This is a genomic window from Bradyrhizobium sp. LTSP849 (assembly GCF_000938255.1).
Classification (GTDB): domain Bacteria; phylum Pseudomonadota; class Alphaproteobacteria; order Rhizobiales; family Xanthobacteraceae; genus Bradyrhizobium.
In genome coordinates, this window is sequence record NZ_JYMR01000023.1 from 336,656 (window position 1) to 362,872 (window position 26,217).

The window sequence follows — 26,217 nt, forward strand, 5'->3', positions numbered from 1 at the left end:
ATTTTGTATACGTATATTGATGTCGGAGAAACATGATGGCGGATATTGGTGCACATAGCGGAGGCAGGCGCGTGAAAAATGGGCACGAAGCCTTGGCGCCGAGCCCCGGCATAACGCTCGCCGAGAGCCTGCGCCAGAAGCTCGAAGGGGCGATCGCGGCGGGGCATCTCGAGCCGGGCAGCCGGCTCGACGAGCAGGAGATCGCCCAGCGCTTCGGGGTCTCGCGCACGCCGGTGCGGGAGGCGTTCCGCCTGATGGCCGCCAACAATCTGGTCGAACTGCGCGGCCGGCAGGGAGCGACGGTCCGCAGCATCAAGGCGCAGGCGCTGATCGAGATGTTTCAGGTGATGGCCGAGCTCGAAGGGCTTTGCGCCCGCCTTGCCGCGCGCCGCGTCTCGCAGGCCTGGGGTGGTGAAATTGGCGAGATTCATCAGCGGCTTGTAGCAGCAGGCTCAACCAGCGACATCGATGTCTTTTACGACATCAACCAGGAATTCCACGAGGCGATCTACGAAGCCTCCCGCAACGCTTTCCTGGCCGAGCAGACCCGCAAGCTGCGCAATCAGGTGGCGGCGTATCGCCGCCGGGTGACGCGCATGCCGAACCGGATCGCCGATACGATCCGCGAGCACGAGGCGATCATGGAGGCGATCCTGGCCCATGATCCGGAGCGCGCACACAGCGCCATGCGGGATCATGTCAACCTGCTCGGAGACAACCTGCTGGACTTCCTGGCCGCCTTCGAATGACCTTCTGGGTGCTTGGTATGCAAATTGCTAGACCTTGTATATCTAGCTTGCATCCTGGAGACCCGGAGTGGACCTTAAGCTGACGAACAAGACCGCCCTGATCACCGGCGCGTCGAAAGGAATTGGACTTGCGGTGGCCGAGCTCTTCGCCGCGGAGGGGTGCCACCTGCATCTGGCCGCCCGCAACGGCGAGGCGATGCTGAAGGCCAAGCGGGAGCTGGAAGCCCGCTTTGGTGTGAAGATCACGATCCACGCGCTCGACCTGTCGAGCACAGCCGCGATGGAAAAGCTCGCCGCCGAGGTCGGCGACATCGACATCCTCATCAACAATGCCGGCGACATCCCGGCGGGTTCGCTCGAGATCCTTGATGACGCGGCGTGGCGGCGCGGCTTCGATCTCAAGGTGTTCGGCTACATCACGCTGTCGCGTCTCTATTATCCGCGCATGAAGGGCAAGGACGGCGTCATCATCAACATCATCGGCAATTCCGGCGAGAACTGGGATGCGAGTTACATCGCAGGCTCAACCGGCAACGCGGCGCTGATGTCCTTTACCAAGGCGCTCGGCGGCCGGAGCCTCGATCACGGCGTGCGCGTCGTCGCGGTCAACCCGGGACCGGTTGCGACCGACCGCATGCTCAAGATCATGAAGCTCAAGTCGATCGACATGCTCGGCGACGAAAGCCGCTGGGAGGAGCTGTTCGACAAATATCCGGGCAAGCGACCTGCGACATCTGAGGAGGTCGCCGATCTCGTTGCGTTCCTGTCGTCACCGCGGTCCGGCTACATCACCGGCACCGTGGTGACGATCGACGGCGGTATTGCCGCGCGCGGCTCGGTGATCTGAGGCGTCGATGTCAGGACCTCAATCCGCGGCGCTCGTCCGCAACCGCTATTTCGACGAGCTCTCGGCGACGCCGGGGCTCTATTGGCTCGGCCAGAACACCAACCATATCGAGAGCCACCCGGCCGTGCGCGAGGCGATGCTGCGCTCGATCGAGGCTGGCGAGTTCAATGCCTATGCTCCGCCGCTCGGCTTCGAGGCACTGCGGGCTGCAATCGTTGCCGATCTCGGCACGCCGGGTGCGGAGGCGTTGGTTACCGAAGGTGGCGTCAACGCGCTGGCGATGATCTGCCGCGCGCGCTGCAAGCCCGGCACCACCCTGGTGACAACCGATCCGACCTGGAAATGGCCGTGCCTGTTCGCGCGCCAGCAGGGTGCCGAGGTGATCGAGATTCCGATCTATGATCCTGCTTGTAACTACCGCCTGACGCCCGAGGCCCTGAAGGCGCATGTCGACGAGCGCACGGCGATTATCTACCTCGTCGATCCCAACAATCCACTCGGCATCCGCTACACCCGCGAGGAGATCGAGAGCTTTGCGGCGATTGCGCGCGATTGCGGCGCGCTGCTGGTGCACGATTGCACTTACCGCGATTTCGCCGACGGCCACACGCCGGCGCTTCACGTGGCGCCGGAAGGCTCCGTCGTTTCCACGAGCTTTTCGAAATGGCTCGGGCTCGCGGGCCTGCGGATCGGCGCTCTCGTTGCCGCCCCGGATTTGTTCGAGGAATTGGCGCTGACGTCCACGAGCGTCCTCGGCGCGAGCGTCATCGCCCAGCGCGCGGCGCAGGCCGGGCTCTCCGTCAAGGCCGAATGGATGAAGAAGGTCCGAAGCATCGATAGAGGCAACAAGGCGATGATCCAGGAGGCAGCTGGCGCGATCGAAGGATTGGCGCTGCCGATCATGCCATCGCATGGAAACTTTCTGGTGCTGGAGACCATCGCGGCGGGCATCCGCCCCGAGGCGTTGGTCGAATGCTATCGCCGGCAGGGCATCATGATCCGCCAGGGCACCTACCATACGCAGCGCTTCGGCGACCGCTTCGTGAAGATCAGCACCTCCGTGCCGCAGCCCTGGGCCGAGAAGTTCTGCACGCTGTTGCCGGAGATGGTTGCGCAGGCGCGCATGCTCAACGACCTGCCGCCGCAATTCTAGGGACTGTGCCGATGACAATGATCACGACCAAGGACGGTGTGAAGCTTTACGTGGAAGAAGCGGGCGAGGGCACGCCGATCCTCTTCATCCACGAATTCGGCGGCAATCATGCAAGCTGGGAGCCACAGCTCCGCTTCTTCAGCCGGCGCCACCGCTGCATCACCTATGCCGCGCGCGGCTATCCGCCGTCTGACGTGCCTGACAGCGTGGAGGCCTATTCGCAGGCGATTGCCGCTGATGATGCGGTTGCCGTGCTCGATGCGCTCAGAATCGAGAAAGCGCACATCGTCGGCCTCTCCATGGGCGGCTTCTGCACGGTGCATTTCGGCTTGCGCACGCCGGAGCGCGCGCTGTCACTCACCGTGGCCGGTGCGGGCTACGGCTGCGAAAAGGAGTTCGAGGAATATTTTCGCGGCGTCTCCCTTGAGGTCGCCGACAATTTCGAGAAGCAGGGCGCCAAGGAATTCTCCAAAGTCTATGCGCTCGGCGCGAGCCGGGTGCAGTTCCAGAACAAGGATCCGCGCGGCTGGCAGGAATTTGCCGATCTGCTCGCGACCCATTCCGATCGCGGAGCCGCCAACACCATGCGCGGCGTTCAGGCGCGGCGGCCGTCGTTCTACGACCTTGAGGACGGTCTGAAGAAGATGATGGTGCCGACGCTGGTGATCGTCGGCGATGAGGACGATCACTGCCTCCAGCCCGGCATCTTCCTGAAGAAGACGATTCCGGCCTGCGGCTTGTCGGTCTTCCCCAAGACCGGTCACACGCTGAATCTGGAAGAGCCGGCAGCGTTCAACGCACTGCTCGCCGAGTTCATCGCCCAGGTCGAAGCCGGACATTGGCTGCCGCGCGATCCACGCGCGCTGCCGGGCCAGATCATGCGCACGAAGTAGGGAAGCGATGACGACCCGATCTCTGATCGACGCCGATCGGCTCTGGACCCGTTTGATGGCGCTGGCCGAGATCGGGGCAACGCCCGCCGGCGGGGTCAACCGTCAGGCATTGAGCGACGGCGAGATCGCGGCATGGCGTCGCGTCATCGGCTGGGGGCTAGAAGCGGGTTTGACGCCATCGACGGATGCCGCGGGCAACCTGTTTCTGACGTTGGCCGGGCGCGACCGTGCCGCGCCACCGCTGCTGCTCGGCAGTCATCTCGATAGCCAGCCGACCGGCGGAAAATTTGACGGCGCGGCCGGTGTGATGGCGGCGCTCGAGGCGGTGATCTCGTTGGCTGAACAAGGCGACAGGCCAGCGCGCGACGTCATCGTTGTTGCCTGGATGAACGAGGAGGGCTCGCGCTTCGCGCCGGGCATGATGGGTTCGGAGGCCTTTACGGGTGAGCGAGACATGGCGGCGATCCGCGCCGCGCGTGATGCAGACGGCGTCAGCGTCGGTGAAGCGCTCGATCGTCTCCACGGGGCATTTCCCGATCTGCCGCACCGGCCGCTCGGCTTTGCGGTGGCGAGCTATCTCGAATTGCATATCGAGCAGGGGCCGCTGCTGGAGGCGGTCCGCCGCACGATCGGCGTCGTCACCGGCATCCAGGGCAAGAAGACCTTTCAAGTTGTCGTCGAGGGCGCGGAGGGACACGCAGGTACGCTTGCGCAGCAGGAGAGGCGGGATGCGCTCGCGGCCTTTGCGCGGATCGCAACGGCGCTCCATGGCGAGATCGGCAGCATCGATGCCGACATCAAGTTCACGATCGGCCGTCTCTCCGTCCAGCCCAACGCGCCTTCTGTGGTGCCGTCACGCGTCAGCTTCAGCATCGATCTGCGCCATCCGGACAATTCCGTGCTTGACGCGGCGGGTGCGCGCATCACCGCGCTTTGCGGCCAGCATGCACCGCCGTGCCTGGTGACGGTGACGCCGCTGGTCGACGCGCCCTCGAACGCGTTCGATTCCCACTTGCGCGAGCTGATCGCGCAGGCCGCACACGACCAGGAATTTCCGGCCATGGACATCCTGTCGGCCGCCGGTCACGACGCGCGCCATTTGGCCAAGATCTGTGCGGCGGCGATGATCTTCATTCCCTGCCGGGCCGGTGCAAGCCATGTGGAGCACGAATGGGCCGAGCCGGCTGATGTCGCCGCCGGCGCGTCCGTCCTGGCGCAGGTGTTGCGAGAAGTTGCATGACGGAAATTGCCCCAGAGGACTATCGCGATGCGATGGCACGTTTCGGCGCCGCGGTCAGCATCATCACGACCGATGGTCCCGCAGGTCGCGCAGGCTTCACTGCGTCCGCCGTCTGTAGTGTGATCGACGATCCGCCGACGCTTCTGGTGTGCATGAATCGTGCATCCTCGGCGTATGCAAGCGTGGCCGGCAACAAATTGGTGTGTGTCAATGTGCTGTCAGCTCAGCAAGAGCCGCTGTCACGGCTATTTGGCGGCAAGGTCCCCGTCGCGGAACGGTTCGCTGCGGCGGTGTGGTCGACGCTCGTAACGGGCGCACCTGTTCTCGCCGACTGCGCGGTTGCCTTCGACTGCCAGATCGCTGATGTCGCCACGGTCGGCACGCACGATGTCTTGTTCTGCCGCGTCGTGGCGCTCCAGAAATCTGCTGAGACGGAAAACCTGATTTATCTAGGCCGCGCCTATCATTCTGTACGGACGGGCAGCTGAGCTTGCCCGCCGGACTTCTCAGATGCCGGCTGGTCGCGGGGCGGGGAATGGCGCTGGGTCCGCGAAGCGTTTGACGATGTTGGTGATCAATTGCGCTGCGACGCTGTCGTAATTGTCGATCGGCAGCGCGCCAATGAAGTTCATCGAGCCGACCGAGAACACGGCGCCGCCGTTCGGGGTCTCGAAGAACGTCAGGTCGGACCGGATGATGGCCTCGCGCGCGGCCGGCCAGGTGTGATCGTAACGCTCCTCGTTGACCGGCTGGTAGGTCGGCTCCGTGAGCACAGCCCGCCCGACAATGATGGCATGGGGCGGCGTGCCCAACCGGACATCGGCGCGATCGAGCTCATGGCCCGCGGCGCCGCCGCCCATCAGCCCGCGCTCGCCGAGAATGCCGCCGGGCTTCGCCTTGCCTTCCATTCCCTCGCGCATGAAGGCGACGCGCGGATCGAGAATGCCGTCGAGGAAGGTGTAGGGGAATCCCATGTATTCGCCCTGCGTGCTGAAGCCAACGCCGGCCAACAGCTGCGGCGGACGACCGAGGCGGCGCCAAAGCCCGCCATAGGAACCATCGAAGGCGTGGTAGCTTTCGCCCGGCTCCGTCCCCCACAGACGGATGCCGCCCTCGGCGCGCCGCAGCTCCAGGGCCCAGGGGCCGCTCGCATGCGGCACCACCTTCCAGTAGAAACCGTTGCCGCCGAGATAGACGAAGCGGCCGCCTTGCTCGAGATAGGCACTGAGCGCATCGAGCGTTTCGGTGGTGTGGTATTCCGGGTGCTGGCCGGTGAGCACGACGGAATATTTCGAAAGCAGCTCCGCGCCTTCGGCGTGCACATCGTGATCGGTGATCACCTCGAAGTCGATGCCCTTGCGCGTCAACAGATCGGTGATGTAGCTGTCGGCCGAGATCCAATACAGGCCTGAGCCTGACGGGCTCGGGTCGATGAGATGGATCTGATTGACCCGCTTGTCGATCAGGGGCCGGCGCATCGTCGACATGCCGACGCCGCTGCCGTCGGAATGGAAATTGTAAGGTGAGACGCCGTATTCGGGATGGCCGTCGGGTGCTTGCGCCAGAGCGCCCCAGGCCCGCGACCGCTCGGTGATCAGCGCCTCGCGACCCTTCTTCTGATACTGGCTGTAGACGGTGTAGCTGAAAGTCGGCGCCAGGAAAGCGACCTTGGCCTGCGAGCCCGGGATCGCGGCGCGGACATAGAACACGATGTTGTCGCGTGCGCCGTCCTTCTCGAGATGCAAGGCATAGACGCCGCTCTTCCAGTCCGTCGGCACGACGAAGCTGAGCGAGGGCGTCCAGCCGGCGTCGCCGATATCGTCATTGTGGAAATGAATGGCACCCCATTGTGCCGGCTCCTCGGTCCAGTGATGCAAGGCTCCGGTCCAGCGCGAGCCGGTCATGGCGCGCGTCGGCAGGTTCACGCAGCTTCCATGCGCCTTCGCCGGCCCGATATCGGTGACGACGTCGGTGGGAATACCGATCGACAGGTCCCATTCGGCAACGGTGCCGCCCGGTGTCGCGGCGCCACTGCGTTGCGTCGCCAGCATCGCGCTGACGTCACCGACGCCTTCGACAATGCGCGGACGTTCGATCTTGCCGTTGAAGTGCTGATGGACGCCATCGCCTGAACGTTCTGCCGCGACGGCAGCCGCACCTGTCCCGGACAGCGGGGTGTTCCTGGTCGCCACGCTCTTCTCGGCGCGCTCGTCGCGATCGAGCCTCGCCTTGCGCGGCGCCTGCGCCAGTTGCAGCGTCCCGCTGGCCGGATCGTACAGGCAGGCGATATCGTGCCAGGCGCGCTCGGTGAGGGGGACGCTGAGGTCGACATCGACGACGCCCTCTGATGTCGCGAGCCTACAGAAGGCCCCCTTGGCGCCGATGCCGAGTGTCAATGCGGCATGGCCATTGCTCCAGCTCAGGACGGCCTGCCGGCCTGCTGTGATCAGCGTCGGCCAGATCGTTGCCGCGAGGGCAATCGGCCGTTCGCCGCTGCCGAGATCGAGCGAGGGAATATCGATCCATGAGCCCTTGGCGACACGTTGCTCCTGCCCGTCATGCTCGCCCTCCAGCGCCCAGGAGACGGGAATCTCGCGATAGCCCGGGCCCTGCGGGTTCGGATCGCCGCAGATCACGCGGGCGATGCGGGCGCGGTAGCGTCCGCCGCCACGCACGCCGATCATGAAATTGATCGTCTCGCCGGGGCGAACGCTCCAGCGGTCGACATAGCCGGTGATGGGAAGCATGAGAGTCTCTTTCGATCAGGCGCGGCGCACGTTCCAGAACAGCGGCAGGCCTCTGAGCACGCCGGTCAGCTCCTTCTTGTAGGCGGTCGGCTGGTAGAACACGCCGAGCGGCACATAGGGCACGTCGATGAACGCCTGCCGCTGCATCTCGATGCCGATCCTGGTTTGCGCCGCGGCGTCCGGAGCAACCAGCCAGGCATCACGCAGCTCCTCCAGCTTTGGACTCCTCGCCCAGCCGAAGGTGGCCTTGTCGCCGCTGCCGCGGATGAAGTTATGGGCAGAAGGATTGAGTTGGGTGACACCGGCCGAATAGGTACAGAAGGCGTTGTAGCCGCCCTTGTCGGGCGTCTCGCGGCTGTTCATCCGCTTCAGCATGGAGCCCCAATCCATCACGATATAGTCGAGGTTGAGCCCAAGCCGCTTGAACAGTTCGCCGGCGACCTCGCTCATCTGGCCGATCACCGGGAAGTCGCCGGGCGCCATCAGCAAGACCTTCTCGCCTTTGTAGCCGGCATCCTTGATCGCCTTGGTCGCGGCCGCGAGGTCGCGCGGCCCGTTGAGTGCCTCCATGCCTTCCTCGCTCGCCATATTCGAACCGGGAGCGAAGAAACCGACCTTGTCGCGCCACATGCTGCTGTCGTCGCCGCCGACAGCGGCCATGAAGTCGCGCTGGTTGATGGCGGACAGCACCGCACGACGGATCGCCGCGTTGTCGAACGGCGGCTGGGTGTGATTGAAGCGCAGCACGCCGACATTGCCGATATTGTCGAGCAGCTCGACCTTCAACGCCTTGTTGGCGCGCAGCGTCGGGAGCAGATCGACGATCGGCTGGTCCCACCAGTCGATCTCGCCGCGTTGCAGGGCCGCGGCCGCGGTGGCCGGATCTGGCATCACCTGCCACTCGACGCGATCGAAATTCGCGATCTTCGGCCCGGCGAGCATGCTGGCCTGGCCATCCGGCCTTGGCACATAGCCCTCGAAACGCTGATAGACCAGACGCGCGCCCGGCACGTGCTCGTCCGCCTTGAAACGGAAGGGGCCGCTGCCCACAAGCTCCTTGACCGGCATCGCGCTGTCGGTCTGCGCCAGTCGCTCCGGCATGATGAAGGCGATGATCGCGCCGACCTTGCCGAGCGCCAGCGGCAACAAGGGAAACGGGGCTTTGAGCCGCCAACGCACGGTGCGATCGTCAGGCGCCGAAATCTCGTCGACGATGTTGAACAGTGAATTGCCGAAAGCGTCACGGGACGCCCAACGCTTCAGGCTGGCGACGACATCGCGGCCGCGCACCGGCTCGCCGTCATGGAATTTCAACCCGTCGCGAAGGGTCATCACCCAGATCTTGCCGCCATCCTCGACGACATGGCCCGCCACCATTTGCGGCTGCGGCTCCAGATTTTCGTCGACGCCGTACAGCGTATCGAACACCAGGAAGCCGTGATTGCGATTGACGAGGCCGGTGGTGATCATCGGATCGAGGATGGCGGCATCGGCTTGTGGCACGAAGCGCAGGGTCCGCGCGCCTTGCGCCCGGGCGATCTGCGGGGCGCCAAGCGATGAGCCAAGGACAGCGCCGAGACCGGCGCCCAGGCTGGAACGAAGCAGGTCTCGACGGTGCATCTGGACTCTCCTTTGCGACAGCGGAGCTATCTAGCGATGGGTCAATGGTTCAAGCCTGATGGCGGCAGCTTTGCTTCCACGGCTTTCGAGGTTTGGGCGAAGAGACCCAGCAGCTCATCCACCTCGTGGGGCTTGATGATCAGGGGAGGGCAAAGGCCGATCGTGTCGCCCATGGCGCGAATGATCAGGCCGTTCTCCAGCGCCCGCGCATCGAACGCGCTGCCGACCTTCAGCGAGGGATCGAAGGCGGCCTTGGTCGCGGGATTCGCGACAAGCTCGACACCGAACATCAGGCCTTCGCCGCGGACCTGACCAACAATGGAAGAATCGGCCGCGATCTTCTCAAGGCCGTCACGCAGCCGCGCGCTCATCGCACGCACGTGACTGACGACGTCGATGCTATGATAAATGCGCAGGGTTTCCAGCGCGACGGCGGAGCCGACCGGATGGCCCGAATTGGTGAAGCCATGTCCGAACAGCTCGCCGGCTTTGTTGATGTCGGCCAGCGCATCCCGGATCGGGCGTGAGAGCAGCACGGCAGAGATCGGAAAGTAGGAGGACGACAGGCCCTTGGCGAGCGCCATCATGTCCGGCTGCATACCGACCGTCTGGCAGCCGAACCAGTTGCCGGTGCGGCCGAAACCGCAGACGACTTCGTCGGCCAGCACCAGGATGTCGTGTCGACGCAGCACCGCTTCGATCTTCGCGAAATAGCCTTTCGGCGGCACGACGACGCCTCCGCCCGCGTTGATCGGCTCGGCGATGAATGCAGCGATCGTGTCGGGCCCCTCCGCTTCGATCATCGTTGCGAGATCGGCCGCAAGCCTGTCGGTGAAGGCGTCCAGTGTCTCATCGGGGTGTGGGCCCCGATAGGGATCGGGGCAATGCGTATGCAGGAATCCCGGAAGCGGCAGCCCGAACTCGCGGTGCATCCGCGGCAAGCCGCACATTGAGGCCGCCACGATGGTCGAGCCATGGAAAGCGCGATCGCGCGCGATGATCTTGCGCTTGCCGGGCTTGCCGCGCGCCGCGTGGTAGACCCAGGCCAGCTTGACCATCGTCTCGGTCGCCTCAGATCCCGAGGTCGCGAAATAGGCTTGCGCATCCGGGATCGGCGAGAGGGCCACCAGCTCCTCCGCGAGATCGACCACCGCGTCGGGAGTCTTGTGGTTGAAGGTGTGGTAGAAGCCGAACTTGTCGTAGGCGGCCATCGCGGCAGCCTTCAGCCGCTTGTCGGAAAAGCCGAGCGAGGTGCACCACAGGCCAGCCATCGCCTCAAGATAACGCTTGCCGTCCGCGCCGTAGACATGAACGCCTTCGCCGTGCGTCATCACGAGCGGCCCGATTTCCGCATGCAGCGTCGGGTTGGTCTGCGAATGCAGGTGGAACAGCACATCCCGCGCTTCGGTCGAATTCGGTCGTCGCTCAAGCACGCTCAAAGGCCCTCTCCTGCGTCGACGCGTCATTGCGGCGGCTGGGCTTCTTATTGGTCAGGCCAATTTGGTATGACCAATTTCTTCTTGTCAAGGTGCAAAGAAACGGCAGATATGCGCGCTATGTCACCAGTTCCGCCCGTTGCACCGCTGAGAAGCTTCGAAGCCGTCGCCAGGCAGATCGCCTCGATGGTGCAGGGAAGCTATCGCATCGGCCAGCGTTTGCCTGCGGAGCGCGAGCTCGCCAAAACCTTCGGAGTCTCGCGGCCGACGATCCGCGAAGCCATTCTGTCGCTGGCGATGTCCGGCATGTTGCAGGTCCGCAGCAACAGTGGTGCTTATGTCATCAGCCGGCAGGAGTTCGCGGACGTGCATGCGCTCGAAGGTGCAGGCCCCTTCGAGAATATCGAAGCACGCCAGATGATCGAGCCGCAGATCGCCGCGGCGGCCTCGCAGCGAGCCTCGAAGACGATCATCGTCCAGCTTGCCGATGCGCTTGCCATGATGCGTCATGAGCATGCCCAGGGCCGCGAAGCCGATACGTCGGATCACCGTTTCCACGTCATCCTTGCGGAGGCCACGGGCAACAGCGCCATCGTGTCGATTTGCGATTCCCTCTGGCGCGCGCAAAGCGATTCCCGCATCTGGCAGGAGATCCACGCCCATATGCGGATGGAGGATTACCGGTCGGTCTGGCTCAGGGATCATGAGGCCATTTTTGAGGCCGTCTCCGCCGGCAATGCGCGCAAAGCGAGCGCCGCGATGACACGGCACCTCGGCAATATCCGCGATGCGCTGATGGAAGCCTCGAACGCGAAATCGATGGCACGCGACAAGACCTAGCAGGCGGACCGTGCTGCCGGGCGACAGGAAAATAGGGCCTCTCTGCCAGTGGCGTGGGCAACCTCGGGGAGTTGGCTCGACGCCTGGCCTTCCTGCGCCAATGAGGCGTACCCCGGACCGCAATCCGAGCCTGTCCCCCGTACTGACGATTGACAGGCAATTATTACATGTCTAAAAATATGCAAATTCATATAATTCGTGAGATGCCTGAATGGACGTGCATCCGCTCAAGCTCAAGGTCAGGTCGTATGCCGCGGAGACGCCGTTCATACGGAGCCTTGTGCTTGACGTGGAAGACGGCGTCGCGCCGCGATGGCAGGCCGGCGCGCATATCCGCGTGGCGCTCCCGAATGGAGGAGACCGGCCGTACTCGCTGATGGCTTTGCCGGGCCTCCCCGAGGGAACGCTGGCGCTCGGGGTGCTGCGCGAGGAGGCTTCGACCGGTGGCTCGCAATTCATGCACGCGCTGAAGATCGGCGATGTCGTGACGGCAAGCGCGCCGGTGAACAATTTTCATCTGCATGAGGGATCAGCGCCCGCGCTGCTGTTTGCCGGCGGCATCGGTGTCACGCCGATCCTGTCGATGGCGGCGGAGCTTAACGCTCGCGCAAATCCGTTTCGCCTGCGCTATGCGGGCCGCACGCAAGGACTGTTGGCGTTCCTGCCGCATCTCCAGGAAATTTGCGCCAACAGTCTGTCCATTCACTACGACAGCGACGAGTCCCGTCTGGACATCGCAACGGCGCTCGGCGATGCAGCCGCAAACGCCCACATCTATGTCTGCGGTCCGGCGGGCATGATCGAAGCGGTGAGGGCGGCCGCGCTTGCCCAGAGCATTCCGGCCGACCGCATTCACTACGAGCTCTTCAAGGCGGAGCAGCCGAGTTCGCCCGACAGGCCGTTCGAGGTCGAGATCAGATCGACCGGGCAGGTCGTCGGCGTCGCAGCCGGTCAGAGCATCATCCAGGCGCTGGAAGCGGCAGGTCTCGACGTCCTCTACGACTGCCAGCGCGGCGATTGCGGCATCTGCCAATGCGGCGTGATCGAAGGGGTGCCCGACCATCGCGACGTCATTCTCAGCGACGACGAGAAGGCGTCCAACAAGGTCATGCAGATCTGCGTGTCACGCGCGAAATCGGAACGCCTGGTGCTGGACTTATGAGGGAGGCGAGGGACGCCATGACGAAATACGGACGGAAGGCCCACGCGATCACGGCGCTGGTGCGCGAAGCCGAGGTGCATCGCGACGTCTATGTCGACCCCGAGATCTTCGAGCTCGAGATGGAGCACCTGTTTCCGAACAGCTGGGTCTATGTCGGGCATGCGAGCCAGTTGTCGAAGCCCGGCGATTTCATCACCGCCAATATCGGCCGGCAACCGGTGTTGGCGAGCCGCCATACCGACGGCTCCATCCACGTCTTCTACAATCGCTGTCCGCACAAGGGTGTGAAGATCGCTTCCGAGCCCTGCGGCAACACCGGAAAGTTCTTCCGCTGCCCCTATCACGCCTGGTCTTTCAAGACCGACGGCTCGCTGCTCGCGATCCCGCTGAAGAAGGGCTACGAAGGTACCGGCTTTGGCGACACTCAGGCGAACGGAGGGCTGTCGAAGGTCAAGAATGTCGTGATCTATCGCGATTTCATCTTCGCACGGCTCAACGACAACGGCGTGTCCTTTGAGGACTATTTCGGCGAGAGCCTCTCGACGATCGACAACATGGCCGACCGCTCCCCGGAGGGGAAGCTCGCAGTCATGGCCACGCCGATCCGTTACATGCATACCTGCAATTGGAAGATGCTGGTCGAGAACCAGACCGACACCTGCCATCCGATGGTCGCGCATGAGAGCTCGGCCGGCACTGCGGTCAAGGTCTGGAAGCGCGAGCAGGGCGATTCCACGGAGACGCCGATGGCGGTACAGCTCTATGGTCCCTTCATGAGCCCGTACGAATTCTACGAGCAGAGCGGCATCCGGATCTGGCCGAACGGCCACGGCCATACCGGCGTCGCCAACTCCATCCACTCGAACTACTCGGATGTCACGGGCTATCTCGACCAGATGGTCGCAGCCTACGGCGAGACGCGGGCGCATGAGATCCTCGGCGAGGTCAGGCACAACACCGTATATTTCCCGAATATCATGGTCAAAGGTGCCGTCCAGATCCTGCGTAACTTCATCCCGATCGCGGTCGACAAGACGCTGGTCGAGAGCTGGGTCTATCGCCTGGTCGGCGCACCCGACAAGCTCTACGAGCGGGCGCTGATGTATAACCGCTTCATCAACGCGCCGACTTCGATCGTGGGTCACGACGATATGGAAATGTATGAGCGGGCCCAGGAAGGCCTGAAGTCCAACGGCAATCAGTGGGTCAATCTCCGCCGGCTCTATGAGAGCAACGAAGAGCAGGACGTCACTGCCGTCATCAACGGCACCTCCGAGCGCCAGATGCGAAACCAGTTTCATGCCTGGGCGAAATTCATGACCATGGACATGGACAAGCACGCCGAGGCCGCCGAATGATCACCGAAAAGACGATCACCGATTTGATTTACCGGGAGGCCGATCTTCTCGACACGATGCAATGGCAGGCCTGGCTCGATCTGTTTCACCCCGAGGCACGTTACTGGATGCCGCTGGAGTGGCAGCAGCAGGATCCGGTGCTCCAGCCGTCGTTGATGTACGAGGATCTGCTGCTGCTCAAAGTGCGCGTCGAGCGGCTCACCGGCGAGCGGACCTTCAGCCAGAAGCCGAAGAGCCGCTGCCATCATCTTCTTCAGGCGCCGCAGATCGTGGCGTGCGACACTGCTGCGGGCGTGTTCAAGGCGCGGACGTCCTACATCTACACCGAGACGCGCGGTGATATGCTGGAGCGCTATTCGGGGTGGGCGTCGCACGATTTCGTAGAGGTCGGTGACGCCCTGAAGATCAAGCTCAAGCGCGTCGATCTCGTCAATTTTGATGCGCCGTTCGGAAACATTCAACTGTTCATGTGAGTATGCCTTGACCGCCACAGTCTACGCCCGCTTTCGTGAAACCGCGCTGCGCCGAGGCGAGGTGGGCTTCCTCAACGTGCTGCCGGAGACGGCCGACATCTACGGCATCCCGGCGGGCGAGATTTCCTATCGCGCCATGCTCGATCGCGTCGAGCGCCGGCGGTCGGCATTTGCAAGCCAGGGCTATGGCGAAGGCCACAGGGTCGGGCTGCTGCTTCAGAACAGGCCGATTTTCATCGAGCTGTGGTTCGCGCTGAATGCACTCGGTGTGTCCGTGGTGCCGATCAATCCGGATTTGCGGATGAGCGAACTCGAATACATCATCTCGCATTCCGAGATGAACGCGGCGTTTGTCCTTGCCGAGCGGCGCGACGAGGTCGAGACCGCGGCCGGCCAGGCCGGTCGGTCGATTCCAGTGGTGACCGACAACGACGACGTTCCCGCGCCCTTCGGTGGTGTGCAGCCGGCGAGCGCGGGCGACGGCACCACCGAATGCGCGCTGCTCTACACGTCCGGGACGACCGGACAGCCGAAGGGCTGCGTGCTCACCAACACCTATTTCCTGCATTCCGGAAACTGGTATCGCGATGTCGGCGGGCTGATCGATCTCAAACCCGACGGCGAGCGCATGATCACGCCGCTGCCGCTATTTCACATGAACGCGATGGCGGTATCGCTGATGGCAATGCTGTCGGTCGGCGGCAGCCTGACCATGCTCGATCGCTTCCATCCGCGGACCTGGTGGGCGTCCGTCCGCGACAGCCGTGCGACCTGCCTGCATTATCTCGGCGTCATGCCGTCGATGCTGATGAGCGCGCCGGCGTGGGAGCAGGACCGCGCGCATCATGTGCGCTTCGGGTTCGGCGCCGGCGTCGACAAGCTCCTGCACGCGCCGTTCGAGGAGCGCTTTGGCTTTCCGCTGTTGGAGGCCTGGGCCATGACGGAGACGGGAAGCGGCGGCGTCATCGCCGCCAATGTCGAGCCGCGCAAGATCGGCACCAGCTGCTTCGGACGCCCGGCATCCGAGGTTAACGTGCGTATCGTCGATGACAGCGGACATGACGCGCCGGTGGGAATGCCGGGCGAGTTGCTGGTGCGGCGGGCGGGCGCGGACCCGCGCTACGGCTTCTTCCGGGAGTACCTGAAGAACCCGGAAGCGACCGCCGAGGCGTGGGACGGCGGCTGGTTGCACACCGGCGATATCGTGTCGCGCGATGCGGACGGTGACCTCCATTTCGTCGATCGCAAGAAGAACGTGATCCGCCGTTCCGGCGAGAACATTGCCGCAGTCGAGGTCGAATCCGTCCTTAACCGCCATCCCGCGATTCGGCAGGCTGCGGTCGCGGCCACGCCAGATCAGGTGCGCGGCGACGAGGTCGCGGCCGTCATCATCGCGGAGCAGGCCGGCGCTGATCGAGCGCTTGCCGAAGACATCGTCCGCTGGAGCCTGGAACAGATGGCCTATTACAAGGCGCCGGGCTGGATCTGCTTCGTCGACAGCCTGCCGCTGACAGCGACCGAGAAGATCCAGCGCGCCGGGCTGAAGGATTTTGTCGCGAGGCTGATGCGCGATGGCGCGTTCGTCGATCTCCGCGACCTCAAGAAGCGGCAGGTTTGACTATGAGCGATATCCGCACAACACTCATCACCGGCGGCAATTCGGGCATCGGCGAGGCGCTGGCGAAAAGGCTCGTCGAGCGCGGGCGGCGCGTGGTCTCGGTCGGGTTGGAGAAGCCTACCTGGACGCATGATCTGCTTGCGGCCTATTGCGCTGATCTGACCTCCATCGAGGAGACGCGCGCGATCGCGCAGGAGATTGGCCGGGATCACGCCGTCGATAGCATCGTGCACAATGCGGGCGTCATCCTGCCGAACCTGCTGCCCGATGCGAAGCCGGAAGACATTTTGACACTCGCGCAGTTGCACCTCGGCACGCCGATGCTCCTGACCCAGGCCGCGCTGGAAGGGATGCGTGCGCGCCGCTTCGGGCGCATCGTGTTCGTGAGCTCGCGCGCCGCGATGGGCGCGGCGACGCGCTCGGCTTATTCAGCGACCAAGGCCGGCGTGCACGGAATGGCGCGGACCTGGGCGCTGGAGCTTGCCGCGAGCGGCATCACCGTGAATGTCGTCGCACCAGGACCGATCCTGACCGACAATTTCTGGGGCATCATTCCGAAAGGCTCTGAGCAGCAGGAGCGGATGGCCCGCAACGTTCCGGTCGGGCGGCTCGGCTCGCGCGAGGATGTGGCGCACGCGATCGAATTCTTCCTCGACGAGCGGTCTGATTTCGTGACCGGCCAGGTTCTCTATGTCTGCGGCGGCACCAGCCTCGTCGGCCTCGCTCCGTGAGCATGATCCGGACCCGGAGGGCCGCGTTAGCGCAAAGTGTGAAGCGGTTTTCCGAAAAGATCATGCTCCAATAAACAAGATCAGATCTGGTTCTGGCGTATGTTCTCGACCATCTTTGCCAGCACGCGCGCGCAAACCTCGATGTCGTCGGGGTCGATACCCACGATCAGCCGATCGTAATTGCTGGCCATGATCGGCCAGATCGTTCGCAGCAGCGCCTCGCCCTCCGGCGTCAATCCTACGACGCGGCGACGCTGGTCCTCCTCCGCGATCTCGCGCTTGACGAGGCCCGAGGACACCATGGACTCGACCATGCGGCTGGCGGTCGACTGCTCCGTGACGGCGAGAACGGCGATCTCGTTGACCGTGAGCGTCTTGTAGATGAACAGGACCGACAGCGTCCGGAACACGACATTGTTGACGCCATGGTCGCTCAGATCGCGGTTCTGATCGAGGTTCCAGCGATTGGCGAGCCGGTTGAACAGATACGGAATGTAGTTTTGCAGCTGGTCTTTCGTCCGCGGCGGACCTGATTTCCATCTGCTCTTGGATTCTTTGGCCATTATTTCTTGCGACTTTGCTTCTTGCTCTCGGAGCGAAGTTTTGAGGAGAGAGACCGCAGCACCGACAACGCGGTGTCGAGCTCGTGGGTCGGGATGTTCTCGAGCCGCGTGCTGAGGTGCTTCTTGTGAACAGCGGCCGCCTTCCTGAACAGGACTTCGCCCTTCGGCGTGAGACGCACGATGAACGACCGGCGGTCCTCGCTCGACATCTCCCTGCTGATGAGGTCGTCGGCGAGCAGGCGCTGCACCAGCCCCGAGACGTTGCCGCCGGAGACTTTCAGGTTCTGCGACAAGTGCCCGAGCGCGAGCCCGTCCCGGTAGCGATCAAGCTGGGCCAGCACGTCGAATTTCGCCAGCGACAGCCCGAACTCCGAACTCAGCATCGCATTCAGCGACGCGAACAGCTCGCCATGCAGCGACAGCAATTGAAGCCAGAGCCGGGTTTCAACCTGACCAGGGACGGAAACAATGTTCTCTTTGAGTGCTGCCGGCATTGCATGACCATCGAGGACAAAATGTCTCGTCAATTGGAGGGATTATCGCGGATATGTAGCTCCGATTAGCAACCTGAGAATCGTAGTCAAGCCGTGCGATCCTGACGTCTTGTGGGGCGAACGGCAATCCAATCCCGCGTCCCTCTCCGATGGAATCATGCAAAAGTCTTGATGGTCTGGATCACGCCGTCGAGGTCCTTGCCGGCGCTGTCTTTCAGTGCTGCCTCGCGCAGGCGGCGCGCCCAATCCGCGGCATCATCGCGCCGCTCGACCAGCTTGATCGCCGCCAGCGTCTTGTCGAATTTCGACAGCCCCCGGGCGTGGGTATCGGAATAGCCCTTCACCAGGCGGCGGCATTGCAGGATTTCGACACCGAGCTGGTAGTTGGTGCCGACCGCGTCGGTCGCGGCCTTGAGCCATTCGTCCCGGTGAGCGGTCTCGACGGCGTGACGCAGCGAGCGGCGGCGCAGGCCGCGCAGCCCGCCCACGACATAAAGCGCGAGGAACCAGGGCAGCGAATAGGTCCGTACCCGCCGTCCCTTGTTGACGCGACGATCGAGCCAACCGAGCAGGCGCGGTCTCGCGCCCAGCCAGCGACCGAAGCCCGCCGGCAGCATGCCCATGACCTCCTCCATGCGGGGATGCATGAATTCCGTGGTCTGGAGCACCTGTCCCTCCGACAATTCCAGCTCGTCCTCGATGCGCGCGCGGCGACCGGCGCGCGTCTTGAGGTCGGCGACGCGGATGACGTCATCATAGGTCATCGCGTTGGCGACGTATTTCGCGGCGGCTTCCGTGAAGGCATAGCCCCGGGCAGCACCGCCGGCGTTTCGGTCGGCCGCATGCAGCGTTTTGAGGATGTCGAGATATTCGGCGCCATAGGCGACGTCCTGGAAGTCGACCACTTTCGTCAGGCCGGCGCGGGCCATGGCCAGGGCGGGCTCCGGCAGCTCCTGCTTCAACCTTGTGACAAGCGTTGCGAGATCCGGATCGGGCGCCACGGGAGAGGGGATATTGTCGGCCTGCTTCGCTGGCGCTGGCGCGACAACCTCGGGAGCCCCTGTCTTGACCCGGTCAAAGGCCGCTTCGAAGGTTCGAATGCTGGCCTTGGCCCCTTTCTCGCCGGCGCGGATGACGTTGAGATAGCTGTCGCGGTCGAAGGGCAGCACGCTGGCCGCAGCGAGCGCGCCGAACATCGCGGACGAGATGACGCTGCCGTTCGCGATGGCGAGCGCGTTGAGGTCGAAGATGATCTCGGTCTTCGCGGCAATTCCGATGGCGCCGGTGACGGCGCCGTCATCGGCAATGCCATTGCCCGGCGCGATCTTCTCGCCGATCGCAAGCGACCGGTGGTTGGATGCGATCAGCGTGGTGCGGTCCGGCGTCACGAGGCCGCGCAGGATCGACCGGCCGGCCTCCATGAATTCAGCGGCCATCACCACATCGACGTCGCCGGGCGTCGGCATCAGCGACAGGATCGGCTTGCGGCCGTCGAGCGGCGGCATCGCCTCGATGTAATAGATCGTGGCGCCGGTGCGCTGGGCGACGCCGGGCACCGAGGTCGATTGCGCGACCCAGCCATGGTTCTCGGCGAGCTGCACGATCCAGTCGGTCAGGACGCCGCCGCCCTGGCCGCCCATCGCGACGATCGCGAGCGAGATCGGCCGCTCGGTTGCTTCACCGGCGGCAGGCAGCGTCAGTCGGATCGTCTCGTCTCTCATGCCAGCGCCTCGAGCGCGGGGCGCCGGCGATCGCGCCGCCGCTGCAGCCAGCCGATCACGGCCATCGCAACCTTCGATTTGAAGGTGTCCCAGCGGGTCGGATTATGAATGACGTCGGCGCGGTAGAACGAGGGGCAGAGCACAGCGGCCTCGGCGACCTCGCCGCAATTGCCGCATCCAACGCAGGAATTGTCGATCGCCGCGACCGGATCGTCGCGCAAGGGATCGTCCAGCTGCTTCACCGACAGCGACGGGCAGCCCGAGAGCCGGATGCAGGCATGATCGCCCGTGCAGACGTCCTCGTCGACGCCAAAGCGCTCCTTGACGGTGCGGATGCCGTCCTTGATCGCCTTGTTCATCAGCGGCTTCACCCGGCGCTGCTTGTTCAGCATGCATTCGGAGGAGGCGACGATGACCTTGGGGCCTTCGTCCTTGGTCGTCAGCGCTTCCCTCAGCGTGTCCCGCATCTTGCCGACGTCATAGGTGCGGTCGATTTGGCGGACCCATTGCCCGCCGATGCCCTTCACGGCCTTGACGATCGAATTGTTGGTGTCGCGCCGCTTGTTGGTCGCGCGCGAGGACAGGATGTCCTGACCGCCGGTCGCCGAGGTGTAGTAATTGTCGACGATGAGAAAGACGCCGTCATGCTTGTTGAACACGGCATTGCCGATGCCGCTGGTCAATCCATTGTGCCAGAAGCCGCCGTCACCCATCACGGCGATCGAGCGTTTGTCGGCCTTGACGTTGAAGGCTGAGGTCGAGGCCGGACCGAGACCAAAGCCCATGGTGGTCGCGCCGATGTTGAAGGGCGGCAGGATCGAGAACAGATGGCAGCCGATGTCGGCCGAGACGTGGTGCTGGCCGAGCTCTTCCTCGACCAGCTTCATCGCGGCGAAGATCGGGCGCTCCGGGCAGCCGGTGCAAAGCCCGGGCGGGCGCGCCGGCACGACCTGCTTGAGCTTCTCGACCGCGGGGTGATTGAGCACGGACGCAGCGCCCGGCGCCGGCGGCTGGTTGCCAAGCAGCCGCGGCTCGGTCTTCTCCAGGAATTCTCTGACACCACCGAGCAGGACCTGCGCGGTGTAGTCGCCGCCCATCGGCAGCACGTCCTTGCCGTGGATGCGCGCATTGATGTCCCTGCGGCGCAGCACCGTATTGATCGCCTGCTCCAGGTATTCCGGCTGGCCTTCCTCGACGATGAGAATGGCCTCCTTGTCGAGGCAGAACTCCGCGACCTCGGTGTCGATCACGGGGTAGGTGACGTTCATGACGTAGAGCGGGACTTGCGTATTGCCATAGGCATCCGAAAGCCCGAGATATTGCAGCGCGCGGATGACGTTGTTGTACATCCCACCCTGCATGATGATGCCGACCTTGCCCTGCTTCGGTCCCATCCATTCGTTCAGTTTGTTGTCGCGGATGAATCCAACAGCTGCCGGCATCCGCGTCTTGATCTTCTCCTGCTCGTGCTCATAGGCCGCAGGCGGCAGCACGATGCGGTTGACGTCGCGCTTGGGATTGTTGAGCGCGTCCTTGATGGTGTGGGCCGGCTTGACGTTGTCCTTGCAGGCAAAACTTCCGTGCATGTGACAGGCACGAACACGTACCTCCAGCATCACGGGCGTGTTGGAGAACTCCGAGAGCTCAAAACCCTTCTCGATCAGATTGACGATGCATTCATGGTCGGGGCGTGGGTCGAGCAGCCAGATCTGCGATTTCATCGCAAACGCATGGGTGCGCTCCTGCATGATGGAGGAGCCTTCGCCATAGTCCTCGCCGACAATGATCATGGTGCCGCCGGTGACGCCGCCCGAGGCGAGATTGGCGAGTGCGTCCGAGGCGACGTTGGTGCCGACGGTCGATTTCCACGCGACCGCGCCGCGCAGGGGATACATCACCGAGGCCGACAGCATGGCCGCTGCCGCCGCTTCATTGGCGGAGCTCTGGAACACGACGCCGAGATCGTCGAGCACGTCCTTGGCGTCGGCGAGCACGTCCATCAAATGCGAGATCGGCGAGCCCTGGTAGCCGCCGACATAGGCGACGCCCGATTGCAGCAGCGCCTTGGTGATGGCGAGGATGCCTTCGCCGCGAAAAATATCGCCATCGCCGAGCCGGAGATCCTCGACCTCGCGAGCAAAGGAACGTTCAGCCATTGCACCCTCCAGAAATATGCGATAGCATACGTTTACATGTGAAGTAAGTCAACGCCGCGCCATGCTATCACGCTTGCGGATCTCTGCTCCGAAAGCGATCATGAGCCAGCGACAGGGTAGGGCCAATGCTGAAGCTGCCTCGCTTTAGAGCCGCCGCCGTCCAGGCTTCACCTGTCTATCTCGACCCGAGCGCGACGGCCGACAAGGCGGCTTCACTGGTCCGTGAGGCCGCGGCCAACGGTGCGAAACTCGTCGCGTTTCCCGAGGTGTTCGTTCCCGGCTATCCCTATTGGAATTGGATCACCGATCCTATCACCGGGAGCGCGTGGTTCGAGAAGCTCGTCAAGGCGTCGGTGCTCGTGCCGGGTCTGGAGGTTGATGTCGTCCGGAAGGCCGCGCGCGATACGGGCTGCTATGTCGTGCTCGGCGTGAACGAGCGCAGCCCGGTTTCGCTGGGCGCGATCTACAACACGCTGGTTTTCATCGGGCCGGATGGCGCGCTGCTCGGCAAGCACCGCAAGCTGGTGCCGACCTGGGCAGAGAAGCTGACCTGGACCGGCGGTGACGGATCGAGCCTGCGCGTCTATGATACCGAGATCGGGCGCCTCGGAGGCCTGGCCTGCGGCGAGAACACCAACACGCTGGCGCGCTTTGCCCTGCTGGGGCAGGGCGAGCTCGTGCATGTCGCCAGCTACATCTCGCTTCCCGTCGCGCCCCCCGACTACGACATGGCGGAGGCAATCAAGTTGCGCGCAATTGCCCATTCCTTTGAAGGCAAGATTTTTACGATCGTCTCCTGTTCGACGGTGTCGGAGGAGATCATCACCGCGATGGAGACCATCGTTCCCGACGCACGCGCGCGCCTGCAACGGAAGTCGAGCGCATTCTCCGGCATCATCGGACCGGACGGTCGCGTGGTCGGAGCGCCGCTGATCGACGACGAAGGCATCGTCTATGCCGACATCGACCTCGAACGCTGCATCCAGCCGAAGCAGATGCATGACATCGTTGGGCACTACAACCGGTTCGACATTTTTGATCTGCGGGTCAACCGCCGTCCGCTGGCGCCGCTGGACCTCGCAGACAGTCAAGGCGAAGCTGCGGAGCAGGGCGGGTTCACGCCGATACCACTGAGATCGGATTAGGACTTGCAATAGGATTTTGGAGGACAGGATGCGCGAAAACGTCGTCGGCCGGGCCAATGTCGAAGACACGCCCGAGCTCAAGGCCTATTACAAGGATCTCGAAAAATACGAGGCGGGCGCCTTGTGGACGGTCGCCAACAAGATCGAGCCGTGGGCGCCGCAATCGGCGTCCGTTCCCGTGCTCTGGCGCTACAACGATCTGCGCGAGCACGTGTTGCGTTCGGTCGAGCTGGTCTCACCGGAGAAGGCGGGGCGGCGGGTGATCTACCTCAACAATCCCGGCCGCCGCGACGTCTCGGCCGCGGTCGGTTGGCTCTATTCGGGCTTGCAGGTGATGCACCCCGGCGAAGTCGCAACTGCACATGCGCACTCTGCTTCAGCCCTGCGCTTCATCATGGAAGGGTCGGGCGCCTACACCATCGTCGATGGTCACAAGATGACGCTGGGCGCGCGGGATTTCGTGCTCACGCCGAACGGCACCTGGCACGAGCACGGTGTCGAAGGCAACGGCTCGGTCTGCATCTGGCAGGACGGCCTCGACATCCCGCTGGTGAACGCATTGGAGGCGAACTTCTTCGCGGTCCATCCAAAGGTTCAGCAGGAGGAGTCGGGCTATCCCGTGGACGGCACGACCAAGACCTGGGGCAATCCCGGTCTTCGCCCGGCCGGCGCGACATGGTCGAAGGGCTATTCTCCCATGTTCAAATATGAGTGGGAGCCCACCTACGATTCCTTGCGCAAATATGCCGCCGCGACCGACGGCTCGCCCTTCGACGGTATTCTCATGAACTACGTCAATCCGATCACAGGCGGACACGTGATGCAGACGATCGGCGCCAGCATGCAATTGCTGCGGCCAGGCGAGAAGACGAAGTCGCATCGGCACACCGGCAGCTTCATCTATCAGGTCGCCAAGGGCCGCGGTTATTCCGTGATCGGCGGCAAGCGTTTCGAATGGGAGGAGCGCGACATCTTCTGCGTGCCGTCCTGGGCCTGGCACGAGCATGGCAATATCTCTGACAGCGAGGATGCCTGCCTGTTCTGCTTCAACGATTTGCCTGTCATCGAAGGCCTCGGCTTCTATCGGGAAGAGGCCTATGGCGACAATGCCGGCCACCAGCCGGTTGCCGCCTGACGTTCTATCGCCTGCTACCAGAATTCAACCGAAAGAGTCGGGTCAAATCTCCATGCGCCTCGTCACCTACACTTTGGGCTCCAGCGGTGCGCGCCTCGGCGCGCTCGTCAACGGATTGGTCGTCGATGTCGAACACCTCGGCGCGTCCAGCGGCGTGACATGGCCGAGCGACATGCTGTCGTTCATCGACAACAGCGTGACCCTGTTGCCGGCGCTCAAGGACGCACTGGAGGATGCAAATGGCCGCTTCCCAGCCGGCTCCGCCGTTCCGCTCGAGGACGTAAAGCTGCTGGCCCCGATCCCGCGCCCGCGGAAGAACATTTTTGGCATCGGGCTGAACTACCGCGCGCATGTCGCGGAGTCCGCCAAGAGCCTGGATACGGACAAGGATCTGCCGAAGCAGCCGGTCGTCTTCTCCAAGCCGCCGACATCGGTGGTCGGCCCCGGCGCGGCGATCCAGCACAATGCGAAGATGACGCAGCAGCTCGACTGGGAGGTCGAGCTCGCCGTCATCATCGGCAAGACCGCAATGCGCATCGCGACCGACAAGGCGATGGACCACGTCTTCGGCTATTCCGTGATGATCGACATTTCCGCGCGCGACAATCGCCGCGCCGGCCAGTGGATCTTTTCCAAGGGCATGGACACCTATGCGCCGTTCGGCCCGTGCATCGTGACCGCGGATGAAATCCCCGACCCGCATGATCTCCGGCTCTGGCTGACCAAGAACGGGGTCATGAAGCAGGACTCCAACACCAAATACATGATCTTCAACATCCCGGTGCTGATATCGGACATTTCATCGGGCATGACGCTGGAACCGGGCGACATCATTGCAACGGGAACGCCGGAGGGCGTCGGCGCCGGCAGGACTCCCCAGGAATGGCTATGGCCGGGTGACGTGGTCGAAGCCGGGGTCGACGGCGTCGGTGTCATCAGGCACCCTGTCGTTGCGATCTGATGACCACGTTCTCGTTCGATCGCGAGCTGCGGTTCGGGGATTGCGATCCCTCAGGGATCGCGTACTTCCCGTCCTACCTGAACATCCTCAACGGCGTCGTCGAGGAGTTCTGGGCTGCGATCGGCTTTCCATGGCCGGGATTGATCACGATCCGGAAGATCGGGACGCCCACGGTGCATCTGACCTGCGACTTTTCCCGACCCTCGATGTTCGGCGATCTCCTGACGTTCAAATTGCGCATTGGCCGGGTCGGAGGATCGTCGCTCCATTTGCAGCATGTTATTTCGGGCGCGGACGGCATGCGCTGGCGAGCCCGCCAGATACTTGCTGCGACGTCGCTCGTCGATCACCACGCGATTCCATGGCCCGACGACGTTCGCACGGCCCTGGTGGCGCATCTGAGCGTCGATGAGGACATTGAGGCGGCGCCATCATGATCTCCCTGTTCATGACGTTCTCCGATCCGGCCGGCGAACGTCGGGTCAGATCCGACGATCTTGATGCCGCCGCAGCACTGGTCGGATCGACTCCGGACATGACCGAGGGCTTGCTGTTCACGCCGCTGGAGCAGTCGGTCGATCATCCCTACAAGGCCGATGGCTCCGGCCCTGTGTTTGCGCTTCAACTGCGGTTTCCGAACCTGTTCGCGTGCGAGGCGGCGATGGATCGCGGCAGTATCCTTGCCAAGCTTGCGACGGGAGCCGGCTTGTCAGGCCTCACCGGACTGGACGTCACGCATCAGGTGATGCTGACGCGCGCGTTCCCCGTCAATGTCGCCGAACATCCGGCAGGCACGACGACGCCGTGCAGTTACCTCGTGCACTATCCCGGCCCAGCCGAAGACATGAATGCCTGGAACCTGCATTATCTGGAGCACCATCCATCGATCATGCGAACGTTTCCGAACGTTCGCCAGATCGAGATCTACACGCGTATCGATTGGGTCGACCGCCTTCCGTCGCAGCGCGTCGAGCACATGCAGCGCAACAAGCTGGTGTTCGACAGCCCGCAAGCCCTCGCGCATGCGCTCGGCTCCGACGTGATCAAGCGCATGCGCGCGGACTTCGTCCAGTTCCCGCCGTTCGCGGGTGGCAACAAGCATTTTCCGATGTTGACGAGGACGGTGCGGCCCAAGTCTTAGAGAACCGAGAAAAAATTGGGGCACGAACCCACAA

At 63.6% G+C, this 26,217-nt stretch carries 24 protein-coding genes; 17 read left to right on the forward strand and 7 right to left on the reverse strand.

The window, feature by feature from the left end; all coding sequences use genetic code 11:
- The first annotated feature begins 71 nt into the window (after nucleotides 1-71).
- The 6 genes from UB31_RS17390 (at nucleotide 72) to UB31_RS17415 (ending at nucleotide 5,370) form a co-directional block, all read left to right on the forward strand.
- Complete coding sequence (locus UB31_RS17390; RefSeq protein WP_197090821.1) at nucleotides 72-749, forward strand: GntR family transcriptional regulator; 678 nt, start codon at nucleotides 72-74, stop codon at nucleotides 747-749.
- 67 nt (nucleotides 750-816) lie between these two features.
- Nucleotides 817-1,596, forward strand: coding sequence for an SDR family oxidoreductase (locus UB31_RS17395; RefSeq protein ID WP_045011726.1), 780 nt, complete (start codon nucleotides 817-819; stop codon nucleotides 1,594-1,596).
- A gap of 7 nt (nucleotides 1,597-1,603) precedes the next feature.
- Nucleotides 1,604-2,749, forward strand: a complete 1,146-nt coding sequence (locus tag UB31_RS17400) for a pyridoxal phosphate-dependent aminotransferase (protein WP_045011727.1) — start codon at nucleotides 1,604-1,606, stop codon at nucleotides 2,747-2,749.
- An 11-nt stretch (nucleotides 2,750-2,760) separates the two neighbouring features.
- Nucleotides 2,761-3,642 carry an alpha/beta fold hydrolase gene (locus UB31_RS17405; protein WP_045011728.1) on the forward strand — a complete coding sequence of 294 codons (882 nt, stop codon included), beginning with the start codon at nucleotides 2,761-2,763 and terminating at the stop codon, nucleotides 3,640-3,642.
- 7 nt (nucleotides 3,643-3,649) lie between these two features.
- Complete coding sequence (locus UB31_RS17410; RefSeq protein WP_045011729.1) at nucleotides 3,650-4,882, forward strand: Zn-dependent hydrolase; 1,233 nt, start codon at nucleotides 3,650-3,652, stop codon at nucleotides 4,880-4,882.
- Nucleotides 4,883-4,914: 32 nt separating this feature from the next.
- Nucleotides 4,915-5,370: a flavin reductase gene (locus UB31_RS17415; protein ID WP_245306004.1), complete on the forward strand. Its 456-nt coding sequence runs from the start codon at nucleotides 4,915-4,917 to the stop codon at nucleotides 5,368-5,370.
- An 18-nt stretch (nucleotides 5,371-5,388) separates the two neighbouring features.
- On the opposite strand, the gene UB31_RS17420 is transcribed toward UB31_RS17415, so the two are convergent.
- The 3 genes from UB31_RS17420 to UB31_RS17430 are packed head-to-tail and all read right to left on the reverse strand — an operon-like array spanning nucleotide 5,389 to nucleotide 10,682.
- Nucleotides 5,389-7,629 (reverse strand): N,N-dimethylformamidase beta subunit family domain-containing protein, encoded by a 2,241-nt coding sequence (locus UB31_RS17420; protein WP_045011731.1) that lies wholly within the window; start codon nucleotides 7,627-7,629, stop codon nucleotides 5,389-5,391.
- A 15-nt stretch (nucleotides 7,630-7,644) separates the two neighbouring features.
- Entirely contained in the window at nucleotides 7,645-9,249 is a 1,605-nt protein-coding gene (locus tag UB31_RS17425; RefSeq protein WP_045011732.1) for an ABC transporter substrate-binding protein, read from the reverse strand.
- A gap of 41 nt (nucleotides 9,250-9,290) precedes the next feature.
- Nucleotides 9,291-10,682: an aminotransferase gene (locus UB31_RS17430; protein WP_245306005.1), complete on the reverse strand. Its 1,392-nt coding sequence runs from the start codon at nucleotides 10,680-10,682 to the stop codon at nucleotides 9,291-9,293.
- Here UB31_RS17430 and UB31_RS17435 point away from each other — a divergent pair.
- From UB31_RS17435 to UB31_RS17460, 6 genes are all read left to right on the forward strand, one after another.
- Nucleotides 10,626-11,525: a FadR/GntR family transcriptional regulator gene (locus UB31_RS17435; protein WP_245306006.1), complete on the forward strand. Its 900-nt coding sequence runs from the start codon at nucleotides 10,626-10,628 to the stop codon at nucleotides 11,523-11,525. The two genes, UB31_RS17430 and UB31_RS17435, sit on opposite strands and share 57 nt — an antisense overlap.
- Nucleotides 11,526-11,736: 211 nt before the next feature.
- Entirely contained in the window at nucleotides 11,737-12,687 is a 951-nt protein-coding gene (locus UB31_RS17440) for a PDR/VanB family oxidoreductase (RefSeq protein WP_045011735.1), read from the forward strand.
- A gap of 17 nt (nucleotides 12,688-12,704) precedes the next feature.
- Nucleotides 12,705-14,045, forward strand: coding sequence for an aromatic ring-hydroxylating dioxygenase subunit alpha (locus UB31_RS17445; protein ID WP_045011868.1), 1,341 nt, complete (start codon nucleotides 12,705-12,707; stop codon nucleotides 14,043-14,045).
- On the forward strand, nucleotides 14,042-14,518 hold the full coding sequence (locus tag UB31_RS17450) for an aromatic-ring-hydroxylating dioxygenase subunit beta (protein WP_045011736.1): 477 nt from the start codon (nucleotides 14,042-14,044) through the stop codon (nucleotides 14,516-14,518). Before UB31_RS17445 ends, UB31_RS17450 begins: the two co-directional genes overlap by 4 nt.
- Before the next feature lie 7 nt (nucleotides 14,519-14,525).
- The gene (locus UB31_RS17455) at nucleotides 14,526-16,136 is read left to right on the forward strand and encodes an ATP-dependent acyl-CoA ligase (protein ID WP_082078541.1); all 1,611 of its coding nucleotides are present in this window, start codon (nucleotides 14,526-14,528) and stop codon (nucleotides 16,134-16,136) included.
- A gap of 2 nt (nucleotides 16,137-16,138) precedes the next feature.
- Nucleotides 16,139-16,867: an SDR family NAD(P)-dependent oxidoreductase gene (locus tag UB31_RS17460; RefSeq protein WP_045011738.1), complete on the forward strand. Its 729-nt coding sequence runs from the start codon at nucleotides 16,139-16,141 to the stop codon at nucleotides 16,865-16,867.
- 80 nt (nucleotides 16,868-16,947) lie between these two features.
- Here the strand turns inward: UB31_RS17460 and UB31_RS17465 are convergent, their stop codons facing one another.
- From UB31_RS17465 to UB31_RS17480, 4 genes are all read right to left on the reverse strand, one after another.
- Nucleotides 16,948-17,430: a MarR family winged helix-turn-helix transcriptional regulator gene (locus UB31_RS17465; RefSeq protein WP_045011739.1), complete on the reverse strand. Its 483-nt coding sequence runs from the start codon at nucleotides 17,428-17,430 to the stop codon at nucleotides 16,948-16,950.
- On the reverse strand, nucleotides 17,430-17,924 hold the full coding sequence (locus UB31_RS17470) for a MarR family winged helix-turn-helix transcriptional regulator (protein ID WP_045011740.1): 495 nt from the start codon (nucleotides 17,922-17,924) through the stop codon (nucleotides 17,430-17,432). The genes UB31_RS17465 and UB31_RS17470 overlap by 1 nt, the downstream gene beginning before the upstream one ends.
- 155 nt (nucleotides 17,925-18,079) lie before the next feature.
- Entirely contained in the window at nucleotides 18,080-19,645 is a 1,566-nt protein-coding gene (locus tag UB31_RS17475) for an indolepyruvate oxidoreductase subunit beta family protein (RefSeq protein ID WP_045011741.1), read from the reverse strand.
- Nucleotides 19,642-21,801, reverse strand: coding sequence for a thiamine pyrophosphate-dependent enzyme (locus UB31_RS17480; RefSeq protein ID WP_045011742.1), 2,160 nt, complete (start codon nucleotides 21,799-21,801; stop codon nucleotides 19,642-19,644). The genes UB31_RS17475 and UB31_RS17480 overlap by 4 nt, the downstream gene beginning before the upstream one ends.
- A gap of 125 nt (nucleotides 21,802-21,926) precedes the next feature.
- Between UB31_RS17480 and UB31_RS17485 the strand changes: the two genes are divergently transcribed.
- The 5 genes from UB31_RS17485 to UB31_RS17505 are packed head-to-tail and all read left to right on the forward strand — an operon-like array spanning nucleotide 21,927 to nucleotide 26,183.
- The gene (locus tag UB31_RS17485) at nucleotides 21,927-22,946 is read left to right on the forward strand and encodes a carbon-nitrogen hydrolase family protein (protein ID WP_045011743.1); all 1,020 of its coding nucleotides are present in this window, start codon (nucleotides 21,927-21,929) and stop codon (nucleotides 22,944-22,946) included.
- 28 nt (nucleotides 22,947-22,974) lie between these two features.
- A complete protein-coding gene (locus tag UB31_RS17490) occupies nucleotides 22,975-24,081 on the forward strand; it encodes a cupin domain-containing protein (protein WP_045011744.1) in 1,107 nt (368 codons plus the stop codon).
- A gap of 52 nt (nucleotides 24,082-24,133) precedes the next feature.
- Nucleotides 24,134-25,042, forward strand: a complete 909-nt coding sequence (locus UB31_RS17495; RefSeq protein ID WP_045011745.1) for a fumarylacetoacetate hydrolase family protein — start codon at nucleotides 24,134-24,136, stop codon at nucleotides 25,040-25,042.
- The gene (locus UB31_RS17500) at nucleotides 25,042-25,479 is read left to right on the forward strand and encodes an acyl-CoA thioesterase (protein WP_045011746.1); all 438 of its coding nucleotides are present in this window, start codon (nucleotides 25,042-25,044) and stop codon (nucleotides 25,477-25,479) included. The genes UB31_RS17495 and UB31_RS17500 overlap by 1 nt, the downstream gene beginning before the upstream one ends.
- A complete protein-coding gene (locus UB31_RS17505) occupies nucleotides 25,476-26,183 on the forward strand; it encodes a hypothetical protein (protein WP_045011747.1) in 708 nt (235 codons plus the stop codon). Before UB31_RS17500 ends, UB31_RS17505 begins: the two co-directional genes overlap by 4 nt.
- Nucleotides 26,184-26,217 lie beyond the last annotated feature (34 nt).

Bases quoted from the DNA above. Each gene is read 5' to 3' on its own strand.
- UB31_RS17400 (WP_045011727.1), top strand. From the start codon at position 1,604: ATGTCAGGACCTCAATCCGCGGCGCTCGTCCGCAACCGCTATTTCGAC.
- UB31_RS17405 (WP_045011728.1), top strand. From the start codon at position 2,761: ATGACAATGATCACGACCAAGGACGGTGTGAAGCTTTACGTGGAAGAA.
- UB31_RS17410 (WP_045011729.1), top strand. From the start codon at position 3,650: ATGACGACCCGATCTCTGATCGACGCCGATCGGCTCTGGACCCGTTTG.
- UB31_RS17415 (WP_245306004.1), top strand. From the start codon at position 4,915: ATGGCACGTTTCGGCGCCGCGGTCAGCATCATCACGACCGATGGTCCC.
- UB31_RS17420 (WP_045011731.1), bottom strand. From the start codon at position 7,629: ATGCTTCCCATCACCGGCTATGTCGACCGCTGGAGCGTTCGCCCCGGC.
- UB31_RS17425 (WP_045011732.1), bottom strand. From the start codon at position 9,249: ATGCACCGTCGAGACCTGCTTCGTTCCAGCCTGGGCGCCGGTCTCGGC.
- UB31_RS17435 (WP_245306006.1), top strand. From the start codon at position 10,626: ATGCAGGTGGAACAGCACATCCCGCGCTTCGGTCGAATTCGGTCGTCG.
- UB31_RS17440 (WP_045011735.1), top strand. From the start codon at position 11,737: ATGGACGTGCATCCGCTCAAGCTCAAGGTCAGGTCGTATGCCGCGGAG.
- UB31_RS17445 (WP_045011868.1), top strand. From the start codon at position 12,705: ATGACGAAATACGGACGGAAGGCCCACGCGATCACGGCGCTGGTGCGC.
- UB31_RS17450 (WP_045011736.1), top strand. From the start codon at position 14,042: ATGATCACCGAAAAGACGATCACCGATTTGATTTACCGGGAGGCCGAT.
- UB31_RS17460 (WP_045011738.1), top strand. From the start codon at position 16,139: ATGAGCGATATCCGCACAACACTCATCACCGGCGGCAATTCGGGCATC.
- UB31_RS17465 (WP_045011739.1), bottom strand. From the start codon at position 17,430: ATGGCCAAAGAATCCAAGAGCAGATGGAAATCAGGTCCGCCGCGGACG.
- UB31_RS17470 (WP_045011740.1), bottom strand. From the start codon at position 17,924: ATGCCGGCAGCACTCAAAGAGAACATTGTTTCCGTCCCTGGTCAGGTT.
- UB31_RS17475 (WP_045011741.1), bottom strand. From the start codon at position 19,645: ATGAGAGACGAGACGATCCGACTGACGCTGCCTGCCGCCGGTGAAGCA.
- UB31_RS17480 (WP_045011742.1), bottom strand. From the start codon at position 21,801: ATGGCTGAACGTTCCTTTGCTCGCGAGGTCGAGGATCTCCGGCTCGGC.
- UB31_RS17485 (WP_045011743.1), top strand. From the start codon at position 21,927: ATGCTGAAGCTGCCTCGCTTTAGAGCCGCCGCCGTCCAGGCTTCACCT.
- UB31_RS17490 (WP_045011744.1), top strand. From the start codon at position 22,975: ATGCGCGAAAACGTCGTCGGCCGGGCCAATGTCGAAGACACGCCCGAG.
- UB31_RS17495 (WP_045011745.1), top strand. From the start codon at position 24,134: ATGCGCCTCGTCACCTACACTTTGGGCTCCAGCGGTGCGCGCCTCGGC.
- UB31_RS17500 (WP_045011746.1), top strand. From the start codon at position 25,042: ATGACCACGTTCTCGTTCGATCGCGAGCTGCGGTTCGGGGATTGCGAT.
- UB31_RS17505 (WP_045011747.1), top strand. From the start codon at position 25,476: ATGATCTCCCTGTTCATGACGTTCTCCGATCCGGCCGGCGAACGTCGG.